This is a genomic window from Streptomyces poriferorum (assembly GCF_019399235.1).
In the GTDB taxonomy this organism is placed as follows: Bacteria; Actinomycetota; Actinomycetes; order Streptomycetales; family Streptomycetaceae; genus Streptomyces; species Streptomyces poriferorum.
Genome location: NZ_JAELVH010000051.1, coordinates 42255 through 55221 on the forward strand (window position 1 = coordinate 42255; position 12967 = coordinate 55221).

General features: G+C 72.0%; 14 protein-coding genes. 9 read left to right on the forward strand and 5 right to left on the reverse strand.

Annotated elements, in window-relative coordinates:
• Positions 1-14 precede the first annotated feature (14 nt).
• Positions 15-548, forward strand: a complete 534-nt coding sequence (locus JGS39_RS12020; RefSeq protein WP_219568855.1) for an HAD domain-containing protein — start codon at positions 15-17, stop codon at positions 546-548.
• Positions 549-563: 15 nt separating this feature from the next.
• Here the strand turns inward: JGS39_RS12020 and JGS39_RS12025 are convergent, their stop codons facing one another.
• Positions 564-1433, reverse strand: coding sequence for a UbiA family prenyltransferase (locus JGS39_RS12025; protein WP_219568856.1), 870 nt, complete (start codon positions 1431-1433; stop codon positions 564-566).
• A gap of 118 nt (positions 1434-1551) precedes the next feature.
• Here JGS39_RS12025 and JGS39_RS12030 point away from each other — a divergent pair, with 118 nt between their 5' ends.
• From JGS39_RS12030 to JGS39_RS12060, 7 genes are all read left to right on the forward strand, one after another.
• Complete coding sequence (locus JGS39_RS12030; RefSeq protein WP_219568857.1) at positions 1552-2607, forward strand: type III polyketide synthase; 1056 nt, start codon at positions 1552-1554, stop codon at positions 2605-2607.
• A 12-nt stretch (positions 2608-2619) separates the two neighbouring features.
• The gene (locus JGS39_RS12035) at positions 2620-3141 is read left to right on the forward strand and encodes an isoprenylcysteine carboxyl methyltransferase family protein (protein ID WP_219568858.1); all 522 of its coding nucleotides are present in this window, start codon (positions 2620-2622) and stop codon (positions 3139-3141) included.
• Positions 3138-4151, forward strand: a complete 1014-nt coding sequence (locus JGS39_RS12040) for an NAD(P)/FAD-dependent oxidoreductase (protein WP_219568859.1) — start codon at positions 3138-3140, stop codon at positions 4149-4151. Before JGS39_RS12035 ends, JGS39_RS12040 begins: the two co-directional genes overlap by 4 nt.
• 148 nt (positions 4152-4299) lie before the next feature.
• A complete protein-coding gene (locus JGS39_RS12045; protein ID WP_219568860.1) occupies positions 4300-5085 on the forward strand; it encodes an SAM-dependent methyltransferase in 786 nt (261 codons plus the stop codon).
• A 28-nt stretch (positions 5086-5113) separates the two neighbouring features.
• A complete protein-coding gene (locus JGS39_RS12050) occupies positions 5114-5746 on the forward strand; it encodes a class I SAM-dependent methyltransferase (RefSeq protein ID WP_219568861.1) in 633 nt (210 codons plus the stop codon).
• Positions 5747-5915: 169 nt separating this feature from the next.
• Positions 5916-6263 carry a DoxX family protein gene (locus JGS39_RS12055; protein WP_219568862.1) on the forward strand — a complete coding sequence of 116 codons (348 nt, stop codon included), beginning with the start codon at positions 5916-5918 and terminating at the stop codon, positions 6261-6263.
• Between the two features lie 137 nt (positions 6264-6400).
• A complete protein-coding gene (locus JGS39_RS12060) occupies positions 6401-7093 on the forward strand; it encodes a hypothetical protein (RefSeq protein ID WP_308120342.1) in 693 nt (230 codons plus the stop codon).
• Positions 7094-7122: 29 nt separating this feature from the next.
• Here JGS39_RS12060 and JGS39_RS12065 read toward each other — a convergent pair whose 3' ends face one another.
• Positions 7123-7629 (reverse strand): MarR family winged helix-turn-helix transcriptional regulator, encoded by a 507-nt coding sequence (locus JGS39_RS12065; protein WP_219568863.1) that lies wholly within the window; start codon positions 7627-7629, stop codon positions 7123-7125.
• A gap of 118 nt (positions 7630-7747) precedes the next feature.
• Here JGS39_RS12065 and JGS39_RS12070 point away from each other — a divergent pair, with 118 nt between their 5' ends.
• Positions 7748-8161: an organic hydroperoxide resistance protein gene (locus JGS39_RS12070; RefSeq protein ID WP_219568864.1), complete on the forward strand. Its 414-nt coding sequence runs from the start codon at positions 7748-7750 to the stop codon at positions 8159-8161.
• A gap of 52 nt (positions 8162-8213) precedes the next feature.
• Here the strand turns inward: JGS39_RS12070 and JGS39_RS12075 are convergent, their stop codons facing one another.
• From JGS39_RS12075 to JGS39_RS12085, 3 genes are all read right to left on the reverse strand, one after another.
• Complete coding sequence (locus JGS39_RS12075) at positions 8214-8972, reverse strand: IclR family transcriptional regulator (RefSeq protein ID WP_219568865.1); 759 nt, start codon at positions 8970-8972, stop codon at positions 8214-8216.
• Positions 8973-9428: 456 nt separating this feature from the next.
• The gene (locus JGS39_RS12080) at positions 9429-11501 is read right to left on the reverse strand and encodes a discoidin domain-containing protein (RefSeq protein WP_219568866.1); all 2073 of its coding nucleotides are present in this window, start codon (positions 11499-11501) and stop codon (positions 9429-9431) included.
• 209 nt (positions 11502-11710) lie between these two features.
• On the reverse strand, positions 11711-12967 hold the full coding sequence (locus tag JGS39_RS12085; protein ID WP_219568867.1) for an MFS transporter: 1257 nt from the start codon (positions 12965-12967) through the stop codon (positions 11711-11713).

The window sequence follows — 12967 nt, forward strand, 5'->3', positions numbered from 1 at the left end:
TGTACGGTGCGGCGGTGACCGGTCCCGGCGGGCTCCCGCTGTTCTTCCTCGATGTCGACGGCCCCCTCATCCCGTTCGGCCCGCGCGCCGGCGGGCACCCCGTCTTCCCGGGAGCGCCGGGTCCGCCGGAGGCCGGGGCGAATCCGCTGCTCGACAGGATCGACCCGGCGCTGGGGCCCCGGCTTGCCGCGCTCCGGTGCGAGCTGGTCTGGGCGACGACCTGGGAGGACGAGGCGAACACGGTCGTCGCACCACGCCTCGGGCTGCCGGAACTGCGCGTGGTCTCCTGGCCCGCTCCTTCGGACGAGGACGAGCGGGGCACACCGGCGGGACTCCACTGGAAGACGCGCACGCTCGTCCGCTGGGCCGCGGGGCGCGCCTTCGTGTGGGTGGACGACGAGATCACCGAGCGGGACCGGCGCTGGGTGGCGGCCCACCACGGCGGACCGGCCCTGCTCCACCGCGTCGATCCCGGGCTCGGGCTGACCGCGGCCGACCTGCGGCTGCTCGGCGTCTGGCTGCGCAGGGTGCGAGGGCGCACGCTGTGAGGCCGTGTGCCCGGGTCACACCGGCGCGGTGCCGCGGACCAGCAGGAGCGTCACGTCCGCCGCCGCGACCACGGCAGCCGCGGCGAGCGGTGCCTTGCGCCAGGTCCGGGCGAGCAGGAGCCCCGCGAGGGCCGCGGGCGCCGCGACGGCGAGTGTGACCGCTCCCCACAGCCCTGCCGGGCCCGCCGGGCCGAGGGCCAGGACCACGGAGGCCGCCACGAGGGGCACCGGCAGCAGCAGTCCGGTGGTGGTGGGGCCCAACCGGTGCGGAAGCCCGCGCACGCCGCCGCGCAGGTCGTCCTCGATGTCGGGCAGCACGTCGCCCAGGTGGGCCGCCAGACCCAGCAGGGCGCCCGCGGTCACCGCCCACCACGTCGGACCGGGGCGGCCGGGCAGGGCCAGCGCGGCCACGGCGGGCAGGGTGCCGAACCCGATGACGTACGGAAGCCAGGACAGGGCTGTGGCCTTCAGCTTCAGGTTGTACGCCCAGGCGGCCGCCACCGCCGTCAGATGCACCGCGCCGGCGAGCAGGCCGCAGGCCAGGGAGAGCGGAACGCACAGCAGTGCGGCGGTGAACGCCGCCGCCCAGACCGTCCGGCGGCTCACCGAGCCCTCGGCCACGGGTTTTCCGGTGCGTCCGGCTGCGGCGTCCCGGCGGGCGTCGAACGCGTCGTTGCACCAGCCCACGGAGAGCTGGCCGCTCAGGACGGCGGCGACGAGGACGGCGCAGCGGACACCGTCGAGCCCTACGCCCACGCCCAGGGCGCCCGCGATGGCGGTCACGGCGACGACCGGCCCCGGATGGCAGGAGCGGGCCAGCCCCACTGTGCGGCGGAGCGGCAACGTGGTCGGAGCGTAGGCGCGAGAGGGGTCCTGGGTGCCCATCACGTGATCGTAGGTACTCCGGACACCGCAGACCTGACAGCCGCACGGGTTGTCTGCGGTGTTTTGCCCCTGTTTTGGGGCAGGGATGGGCCATGACGCCTGAGAAGCAGGGCCCGGGATGACGCGGATCGCAGCCGTGCACGGCACCCTGGCCCCTTACCGCCACACCCAGCGCGAGGTCACCGACATGGTGGCCCGCACCTGTCTGCCGCCGGGGGCCGACCGGCGGGTCCTGGACCGGCTGCACGAGAACGCCCGGGTGCGCAGCCGCACCATGGTGCTGCCGCTGGAGCGCTACGCGGAGCTGGACGGTTTCGGTGACGCCAACGACGTGTTCATCAAGGAGGCCGTGAACCTGGGCGCCGATGCGTTGCGCGGTGCGCTGCGGACGGCGGGGCTGCGGCCCGCAGACGTGGACCTGCTGATGTTCACCTCGGTGACCGGTGTGGCCGCTCCCTCCGTCGACGCCCGGCTCGTGGGGCGCCTCGGTCTGCGCCCGGATGTGAAACGGCTGCCGGTCTTCGGGCTCGGCTGCGTCGCCGGGGCCGCGGGGATCGCCCGCCTCCACGACTACCTGCTCGGCCGGCCCGACGACGTGGCGGTCCTGCTCTCGGTGGAGCTGTGCTCCCTCACCTTCCAGCGCGGCGACGCGTCGCCCGCCAATCTGGTGGCGACCGCGCTGTTCGGTGACGGGGCCGCCGCCGTGGTGGCGCTCGGCGAGGGCAGGGCGGCCCAGGCGGGTCCCGAGGTGGTGGCCACGCGCAGCCGGATGTACCCCGACACCGGCCACGTCATGGGCTGGGACATCGGCGACTCGGGCTTCAAGGTGGTGCTCGATCCGGCCGTTCCCGACGTCGTGCGCCGCCATCTGGCGGACGACGTGGGCGACTTCCTGTCCGAGCACGGGCTCAAGCCGAAGGACATCGCCCACTGGGTGTGCCACCCGGGCGGTCCCAAGGTGCTGGAGGCCGTCAGCGACGTCCTCTCGCTCCCCGACGGCGCGCTCGACGTCACCTGGCGTTCGCTGGCCGACGTGGGGAACCTGTCGTCGTCCTCGGTGCTCCACGTCCTGCGCGACACACTGGAGCAGCGGCGGCCCGAACGGGGCTCTCCCGGACTGCTGATGGCCATGGGACCCGGTTTCTGCTGCGAACTGGTGCTGCTGCGCTGGTAGGTCGGAGGACGCATGATCTGGTACACGGCACTGGTGCTGGCCGTGGCGGGCGAGCGCCTCGCCGAACTCGCCGTGGCCCTGCGCAACACGCGCTGGGCGCTGGCCCGGGGCGGAACCGAGTCGGGCCGCGGTCACTATCCCGCGATGGTCGCCCTGCACACGGCGCTGCTGGCGGGGTGTCTGGCCGAGGCCGGACTGGCCGACCGGCCGTTCGTGCCGCTGCTCGGCTGGACGATGGTGGCAGTGGTGGTGGCCGCGCAGGCACTGCGCTGGTGGTGCATCCGGACGCTCGGCCACCGGTGGAACACCCGCGTCATCGTGGTGCCGGGGCTGCCGCTGGTGACGGGCGGCCCGTACCGCCTGCTGCGCCACCCCAACTACGTCGCCGTCGCGGCGGAGGGGCTCGCACTGCCGCTGGTCCACGGCGCCTGGGTGACCGCGGTGGTCTTCACCGTGCTCAACGGGGCTCTCATGGCCGTACGGGTCCGGTGCGAGGAGGCGGCCCTCGCCTCCGCCGGGGGCGTGCCGGCGTGATCGATCTCCTCATCGCGGGCGGCGGCCCGGCCGGTCTGGCGGCGGCGATCCGGGCGGCCTCGCTCGGTATGGAGACCGTCGTGGTCGAGCCCCGCGCCTCCCCCGTCGACAAGGCGTGCGGCGAGGGCATCATGCCCAGTGGGGTGGCGGCGCTGCGCGCCCTCGGCATCGAGGTGTCCGGCCACCCCCTGCGCGGGATCCGTTACGTGGACGGGGCGCGGAGCGCGGCGGCCGCGTTCCGTGGCCGGGCCGGGCTCGGGGTGCGCCGGACGGCACTGCACACCGCGTTGCACGCGCGTGCGGTGGAGCTCGGGGTCCGGATCGTGCCGGGGAAAGCGGGGGAGGTTCGCCAGAGCGATGACCGGGTCGGCGTCTGCGGGCTCACCGCCCGTTGGCTGATCGCCGCCGACGGGCTGCACTCGCCGGTCCGTCGTGGACTCGGCCTGGACGGGCCCGAGAGCGCTGTGCGCCGTTACGGGCTGCGCCGGCACTACGGCGTCGACCCGTGGACGGAGTTCGTGGAGGTGCACTGGTCCCGCCACGGTGAGGCGTACGTGACGCCGCTCGGGGACGGCCTGGTGGGTGTGGCGGTGCTCGGCGGGAAGCGTCGTGCGTACGAGAGCCAGCTGGCGGACTTCCCCCGCCTGGCCGCCAGGCTGCTGGGCCGGGAGGCCGGTTCCGTGCGCGGCGCCGGGCCCCTGCGCCGGCGGGCGCGCAGCCGGCGGGCGGGGCGGGTCCTGCTGGTCGGCGACGCCGCGGGCTATGTGGACGCGCTGACCGGTGAGGGGGTCGCGCTGGCCGTGGCGACGGCCGGTGCGGCGGTGGACGCGCTCGCCGCGGGCCGCCCGCAGGACTACCCGGCCGGCTGGGCCAGGCTGACCCGGCGTCATCGGCTGCTCACAGCCGGTCTGTTGTCGGTGGCCCGGCGTCCTGCCACCGCCAGGTTGATCGTCCCGGCCGCGCACCGGGCTCCGGCCCTGTTCGGTGCCGCGGTGCGCGCACTGCAGTAGACGCCGCGCCGTACCGGATTCCGCTCCGGTGCAGGCCACCGGCCCGGCGGGCCGGCCGACGCTCCCCAACACCGCATGATCATCGCCAAGTTGCTGTGGCAGACTTCACCACAGGAGCGGTTTCACCTCATCTGCAACGGAGTTCGCCATGACGACAGGGACGTCCCAGCCCCCGATAGACACCAGCAGGCCGCAGTCGGCGCGCGTCTACGACGCGCTCCTCGGAGGCAAGGACAACTACCCCGTCGACCAGGCGGTGGCGGACCAACTGCCCATCGAGGCGAAGATCGGCGCCCACCAGAACCGCGCGTTCATGAACCGCGCCACGGCGTGGCTGGCCGGGGAGGGTGTCGACCAGTTCCTCGACATCGGTACCGGCATTCCGACCGCGCCGAACCTCCACCAGATCGCCCAGGAGATCAACCCGGCCTCACGAGTGGTGTACTGCGACAACGACCCCATCGTCCTGCGGCACGCCGAGGCGCTGCTGATCAGCCGGCCCGAGGGCGCCACCGACTACGTCCCGGCGGACGTCCGTGAACCCGGCACCATCATCGAGGCGGCCCACAAGGTCCTGGACTTCCGGCGCCCGGTGGCCCTGTCGATGCTCGGCCTGCTGCACTTCCTGCCCGATGACGTGAACCCGGTCGGCATCGTCCGCACCCTGACGGACGCGCTGTCCCCGGGCAGTTACGTGGTGCTGTCCCAGGGTGCGTCCGATGTCAATCCGGAACGGGGGCAGCAGGGGGCCGACGAGTACGACAAGGGCGGCATCCGGCTGGCGCTGCGTACCCGGGCCGAGTTCGCCCTGTTCCTGGACGGGCTGGCCGTCACCGAGCCGGGCCTCGTCACGGCGCCCGAGTGGTTCCGCGACACGCCCGCGCCGGAGCCCGAGCACAGCGGACTGTACGTGGCCGTCGCCCGCGTACCGTAGGAACACCCGGAGAAGAAGGGAGTCCGCCATGGATTCGGACCGGCACCCCACCGCCGCGTCGGTGTTCGACGCTCTCGGCGCCGACTACGAGCGGGCGTTCGGCGGATCGGCCGTGCACCACGCCTCGTTGGGTTCCCTGCTGGAGCGCCTCACTCCGGGCAGCCTGGTGCTGGACATCGGCTCCGGCACGGGACGGCCGACGGCGCAGACCCTCGCCGACGCAGGCCACGAGGTGCTCGGCGTCGATGTCTCCCCCGTCATGGTGGACATCGCTGCCCGGCAGGTGCCCGGGGCGGAGTTCCGGTGCGCCGATGTGCGTGATCTGGCTCTGGAGGACGGGCGTTTCGACGCGGTCTGCGTGTACTTCGCGCTCCTCCAGTTGTCCCGTGCGGAGCAGACGGACGTGCTGCGCCTGGCCGCCCGGGTGCTGCGGCCCGGCGGCCATCTGGCCGTGGCGACGGTACCGCTGGACATCGAGGGCGTGAGCGGCACGTTCATGGACCAGGCGGTGCGGGTGACCAGTTTCGGTGAGGAGGCGTTCACCGCGGTGGTGACGGCGGCCGGGTTCACGGTCCTGGCCCGGGAGAGCGTCCTGTTCACACCGGACCATCCGACGGCCGTGCCCGAGCCCCAGCTGTTCCTCCTGGCGCGCAGGACCTGACGGGGTGGCGCGGCGGGGCGCGTCGCCCCGCGCGTCGCAGGGCCGCACCCGGAAAAGATTCTTCGCGGACCCGTCACGTTTTCCCGTCGGGGCGTTTCAGTGCGGTGCCGGACCGGCCACCGAGGCCGGCGAGAACACCCCGGCACCCGCCCGCTGAGGAGCTCCCATCATGTCCGTCGCCCACGTCGTCGTCACTCTCGTCGCTGCCGCCATGGCCGGCTACTCGGCCGGTGCCCTGCTGTTCCGCGCCCAGTGGGTGGTCCAGGCCCTGACCGACTACAGCGTCCCGCGCTCCTGGTGGACGTGGCTCGGCGCGGCGAAGGCCGCCGGGGCCGTGGGTCTGGTCGCCGGGCTGTTCGTCCCGGTCGTCGGCTTCCTGGCCGGTTCCGGACTCGTGCTGTACTTCGCCGGTGCGGTCGTCACGGTGATCCGGGCCCGCCGGTACACGCACATCCCCTTCCCCCTGGTGTACGCGGCTCCGGTCGTCGGGGCCATGGTCCTCGGTCTCGCGGCCTGAACCCGGCGGCTCCTCGCCGGGGAGGTGCCCGGGCAAGGAGCCACGCCACGCCGGGCGGGGTCTCCCGGGCAAAGATGCCGAACCCTTCCCGAGGACATAGCGTCCAGGTGGCTCGTACCGCACGTCGGGAGGCGCTGATGCGGAAGACGGATCGCCCTCGGTCCGGCGCCTCCCCCGGGTCCGCGCAAGGGGCGGCGGGCGAAGGTGGCGCAGTCGGCTCCCGGCACACGCCGGGGTTCACCCGTCCGGCCGCACTCTTCACGTCGGCCGTGCTGCTCGCCGGCTCGCTCGCGCTCGTCGCCCCGGCCCCGTCGTCGTACGCGGACGCTTCCCCCGTCCAGCCCTCCGGCAGCCGTGGAGCGGCCGCCGAGGGGTGCGACGAGGGTCCCGCGGCATGCCACGGCGGCGTGAAGTGGCTGTACCGGTACAGCTACTCGCTGGGGCTGCATCCGTTCACCAGTCCGCACGAGGTGCGCCGGCAGCTCACCGACCACTTCTGGCTGTTCCCGGTGAGCGGCGCGTGTCCGGCCCGGATCCGGCCTGCGGACGAGTGCGATCTGCTGGGCGGAAACCCGGTCCGGGTGGAAGCCGTCGGCGCCACCCGGTTGCAGATCTCGACGCGTCCCGGTCACGACCTGGGCGACGGCCTGCACATCCGCTTCGCCTTCAGCCGCACGTTCGGCTTCCACTATCTGGTCGTGAGTGCCTGGCAGGACCGGCCGACCCGCTGCACGCGGAGCACCCCGTGCGCGGTGGCGAGCCGTGCGGGCGCCTGGGCGCTGTGGAAGGTGCTGTCCGCCACGCTGGCAGTCACCGCGTACGCCGCCTGACCGGCACCGCGCCACGCGTCGCGCGGGAGCTACCTCGGGTCGACACCGTCCTGCCCCTCCGCCGTCGCCGCCGCGTCGAGTGCGTCAGTGAGCCGGTCGAGGCGTTCGCGCAGTTCGCTGATCTCGTCGAGGCCGAAACCCGTCGCGGCGGCGATCCGGCGGGGTACGAGCAGCGCCCGCTCACGCAGGGCCGCGCCCTCGTCCGTGAGGTGCACCCGCACCGAGCGCTCGTCCCGGGCACTCCGCTCACGACGCACCAGGCCCGCCGCCTCGAGCCGCTTGAGCAGCGGCGACAGCGTGCCCGAGTCCAGCCGCAGATGCTGCCCAAGCGCCTTCACCGGGAGTTCGCCGTGCTCCCAGAGCACCAGCATCACGAGGTACTGGGGGTAGGTGAGCCCCAGATCCTTGAGAAGCACCCGGTAGACACTGCCGAAGGCGCGCGAGGCGGCGTTCAGGGAGAAGCAGATCTGCTGGTCGAGGCGGAGATAGCCGGCCTCGGGCGGGTCCTGGCGGGCAGTGCTGGGCGTGGCGGTCATGGATCCAGCATAGCGCCGGACACCCCATTTGATTGTGCACAACTAAGTTGTGTGCTTCACTTCAGGGAGAGCGGCCGGACCCGCCGCGGAACATGACCTTCGAGAGGAACCGGTTTCCATGGAATCGATCTACACCGCCGTCGCCACCGCCACCCACGGCCGTGACGGCCGCGCCGTCAGCTCCGACGGCAAGCTGGACCTGCGGCTCGCCATCCCCGTGGAGATGGGCGGAAACGGTGAGGGCACGAACCCGGAACAGCTGTTCGCCGCCGGGTACGCCGCGTGCTTCGCCAGCGCCCTGGGCCTCGTGGGCCGTCAGGCCAAGGTCGATGTCACCGACGCCGCCGTGACGGGCGAGGTCGGCATCGGCAAGCAGGGCGAGGGGTTCGGGCTCGCGGTCACGCTGCGCGTGGAACTGCCCTCGTCCGTCGACGAGGCCACCGGTCGCAAGCTGGTCGAGCAGGCCCACCAGGTCTGCCCGTACTCGAACGCGACCCGCGGCAACATCCCGGTCGAGCTCGTCATCGAGTAGCCGGGCCGCCGAGCAGCGCGTGCGCGGCGGCGGACCCGGGAGGGCCCCGGGCTCACCCGGGGAGCGAGAGCCGCCTGGACACGCGGATCGCGGAGGCCAGCAGCCCTTCACGGACCCGGTCGGAGCGGTACATCCGATCCGACCGGAAGGAGATGCCGAGGGACCCGACCTGATCGCCGCTGTACACGGGCACCGCGATACAGGTCGTACCCCGGGCGTACTCCTCGCGGTCCATCACCAGCGGCGCCGCCGACGAGGTGTCCAGCTGCCGGAGCAGCTCCTCCGGGCGCGTGATGGTCCTGGGTGTGAGCCCGGTCAGGGTGTGCCGCGACAGATACTCGGCCCGCGCCTCCCCGTCCAGCTCCCGCAGCACGCTCTTGCCCAGGGCGGTCGCATGCCCGGCATCCTCGAAGCCCACCCAGAGGTCCACCCGTGGGGTCCTGGCGCTGTCGACGATCTCCATGACACGGATCTCGCCCTCCTCGTACAGGGTCAGGTACACGGCGGCCGAGAGGTCGTTCCGCAGTGCGGTGAGCACGGGGCGGACACGCTCGTGCAACTCTCGGCCGTCGCGTGCGGCGCCCGACCCGGTCCCCGTGTCGACGAGGACGTACGCGCCGTCGCCCAGGTCGGTCACGAACCCGTCCCGGGCCAGTCCGGGCAGCAGCTCGGCCACCGTGACCGGGGGAAGCCCCGCTTCCCGGGCCAGCTGTTGCACGGTGGCTCCGCTCCTGTGTGCCCCGACGGCCTCCAACAGGCGGAGAGCACGTCTGACGGCCGCGACAGGCTCAGGTCCGGCTTGGTCAGCCATGCCCCCAAGCATCACCCCGGTACCCGGGAGTGGCAAGGCGTCCCCGCCGCGGGGCGCCGGGAGCACCCCTTGCGCACGGGTACGCCGTCCGGCCGACATGGCCCCGGACCGCCCGCCTCACCCGGGACCGCGGGACACCCCGGCGGGCCGCCCCGCCGCCCCGGGGCAGCCCTCGTGACCACTCCGGCGACGAGGTCGATGGTGGCGTCCGGGATGCCGGCACCGAGGACGTACGACAGCGGACAGTGCCTGCGGACGATCGCGCGGAGCGCGGAGCCCGACACGTTGGTGTCGGGCACCTGATAGGTCTTTCCGAGGTCGTAACCGAAGTAGAGCAGTCAGCTGCCCGCCGTTCCGGACGCACCGGAGGGGGTACGGCCCGTTGCCGTACCCCCTCCGCCCGCTCACCGGCCCACTGTCCGGCCGTCCGGGGCCGGAACGGCGCAGCAGGCGCCGTCAGCCGCTGTAGACGCCGACCTCCTGGAGCGAGTAGCCCCACTTGGTGCCGCGCTCCAGGCCGTGCATGCGTACGTAGCGCGCTTGCGCCGGGGTGAACCGCGCCGTGTCCAGGCCTCCGTCACCCGTAGCCGTGGACCAGGCCGTCTGCCAGTTCTTGCCGTCCAGCGACAGCTCGACGCGGTAGGACTTCGCGTATGCCGCCTCCCAGTCGAGGGTGACGCGCTCGACCAGCTTCGCTGATCCGAGGTCGATCCGCAGCCACTGGTCGTTCGTCCATTCGCTGGCCCAGCGAGTTCCCTCGTCTCCGTCCACGGCCCGGCCGGGGGCGAAGCTGACGGCCGGGTTCCACCACTCCGAGGTGGACGCCGAGGCGGCCGCTCCCGAGGCCAGATTCACCCCGGACTTGTGCTTCTCGGCGTTCCCCCAGGTACGCAGGTAGGACTCGGCGCCCGTGAAGAGGTCGTCCACGACGCCCTGGCCGCCGACGATGCGGATGTCCTCGATCCAGTCCGGGACCATGCCGTAGTGCGCGGCACCGTCGGTGTTGAAGTCCCATGTGCGCTCGCCGGTGGTCTGCTTCTCGATCACCGAACTGCCGTCCGTGCTGCGGAAGGGGTACCGCACCGGGTTTGAAACGTCCCCGCCCCGCGGGGCGGGCCAGCCTCCGACGCCGTTCATGTCGGTGCCGTAGCCGTAGCCGACCTGGTACTTCTCCCGTAGCGCCTCCGTACGTGCGGCCTCCGCGCTGAACGCCGCGGAACCGCTCATGTACTGGGCGGCGAACCCGCCGAGCTTGTAGAGGCGCTCGGTCCAACCCAGGTCCATCCAGCTGTGCGAGGAGATGACACCCGGGTACGACGCGGACTCGAGGACGTCGAAGGCCTGGTCCGCGGCCTTGACGCTCATGTGGTCTAGCTCCAGCATCATGTGGCGCTTCATCATCCCGCGTACCGCGTACTCACCCAGGCCGGTCAGTCCGCGGGTGTTGCACTGCGCGTCCGAGGCGTACGCGGGGACGGCCACCCCGCTCGGCAGCAGCTTCTGCGCCTCGGCCGCCACCGCGTTGCCGATGGGGTTGTCGTGCTGCGGGCCGCGGCAGGTCTCCGTCTTCCAGAAGGTACCGGTCGACAGGAACTGGCCCACGTTGATGGCCGTACCGAGCGCGCCGGAGTCGTAGCGCACCCCGCACAGGGCGTTGTCGAACTTGTGGCACAGGAACATGCTGCTCACGCCGAGATCGTGCAGCTCGTCCAGCCCGCGGTCGATGTCCGCCTTGCTGCACTGCGCGATGTCCAGGATCTGCTTGCAACCGAACGGCTCGGACGTCTCGACCCCCAGGACCACAGCCAGCTTGCCCTGTTCGATGACCTCGCGGGCCTGGGCGCTGCTGGTGACGATCCGGAACCAGCCCTTGCCCGGGCCGCCGTACATCTTGTCGATGAAGGCCTGCATGTCGTAGGACTTCTTCGCCTCGAGACGGATGGCGGTCATCTCGTCACAGCTGCGATCCTTGAAGAAGTAGACCGAGCAGATCACGCCGTTGGTGACCAGGTCGTTGACCAGCACCCGCTGGCCGCCGCGCCAGGCCCGCTCGATATTGGCGTAGTAGTTCTGCTGATGGGTCAGCGAGTCATGAGCGGGCCAGTCCTTGAAGGTGGGCCACCCGTCGGGGTCATGCCGGCCGTCGCCACCCTTGGTGACGAAGTCGAAGACGGCGAGCGAGCCGTCGGGGTAGTGCTCGGGGCAGTCCTTGAGCGCATCGGCGACGCCCTGCTCCGAGAACGGCTTGCCGCAGATCAGCCGGCCACCGAAGCCCTCGTTGGACATGATGTGGTCGTGGGCGTCCACGAAGCCCCTTACGCGGCCCTGGGCGTCGGTGCCCTTGAAGGGCTCACCCGTGACATTGATCTGCGCGTCGGGCGCGGGCCGCGCGGTCGGGTTCCACCAGCCGGCATCCGGCTCCGCCGCGGAGCTGGGCAGCGGGCCGAGTACCAGCGACAGCACCGCGAGGAGCAGTGACACCACCGTGAGGGATCCGAATCTGCGGCGCGGAGGTCGAGCCATGGTCATCACTCGCTTCGATTGACATGCTCATTCACGTTACTGACGAGTTATCAGAATCGCGACCGCGGCCGACGGAGTCAACGGTCACGGCAGGGAAACATGAGAATTTCTCATCTTTAATGAACTCACGCTCGGCTGAGGCAAGTTGCGGACTGAACGAGTGTCGGGAGTCGAATGGCCGGACGTACGGACAGGCCCGCCCGTCCGGCCGTTCGTCAGGCCACGCCGCGGATGCGGTTGACGAGGAGTCCGCCGACGAGGATGACCAGGGCCGCGGTGGCGTAGAGGCCGGTGTAGCCGCCGAGGTGGGTGATGATCGGCGAGGCGATAGCGGGGGCGAGGACCTGCGGGCCGGAGTTGGCGATGTTGATGACACCGAGGTCCTTGGCACGGTCGGTCGCCTCGGGCAGGACCTGGGTGACCAGGGCCTGGTCGACGGCGAGGTAGATGCCGTACCCCGCACCGAGGACGGCCGCGGCGGCGAGGGCGGACGGCCAGGTGTGCAGCGCGGCGAGCAGCACTGCCGCCGCGGCCATGACCAGCGAACAGAGGACGACGAAGACCTTGCGGCGCCCGAGGCGGTCGGACAGGACACCGGCCGGAATGGCCGTGAGCGCGGCGCAGAGGGTGTAGATCACCGTGAGGATCAGGACGCCGGTGCCGGGGTCGTCGTAGTGGACGGCGTCGGTGAGGAAGTAGAACAGGTACAGGGTGCCGAGGGCGTTGCCGAGGTTGATCAGGAACCGGGTGAGCCAGGCCCAGCCGAAGTCGGGGTGCTGCCAGGGACTCACCCAGAGCGAGCGGGCGAAGGCGCGGGCGTCGAAGGCGGGGCGCAGTGCCCGGGTCAGGGGCGGCTCGGAGTGGCGGAGCACGAAGGGGAGGGCGAGTGCGACGGTGAGCACGGCGAGGGTGGCGTAGCCGGAGCGGACACCGGTGATGAGCAGTGTGGTGATCAGCGCGCCGAGGACGAGGCCGAAGGACTGCGTGATGCCGGTCCAGCCGGAGACCTGAGCGCGTTGGGTGAGCGGTACACGGTCGGCGATCGGGGTGGTGACCCCGGCCAGCATCGCGTTCAGGCCCGCCTGTGCGAGGCACCAGCCGACGGCGACCCCGGCCACGGTGTGCTGGGTGGCGGTGATCGACAGCCCCGCCGCCCCGGCGAGAGCGCCGCCGAGAATCCAGGGCCGGCGGCGGCCGAACCTGCTCGTGGTGCGGTCCGACCATGCGCCGGCGAGCGGGTTGGCAAGCACCGCGACGAGTGCGCCGAGGCCGGTGACGAGCGAGAGCGCGTCGTTCTTGTCGTGCGGGTCGATCTGCTCCAGCTGGAGAGGCAGCAGGATCTGGATGGGGGTCATGAACGCCATGAAGACGGCCAGCGTGGCCAGCGAGAGGTTCACCGTCCACACGGCCTTGACCGGGACGGTGGGCTCGGCGAAGACGGCGGCGTCGTCCGCCGCGGAGGCATGTGACAT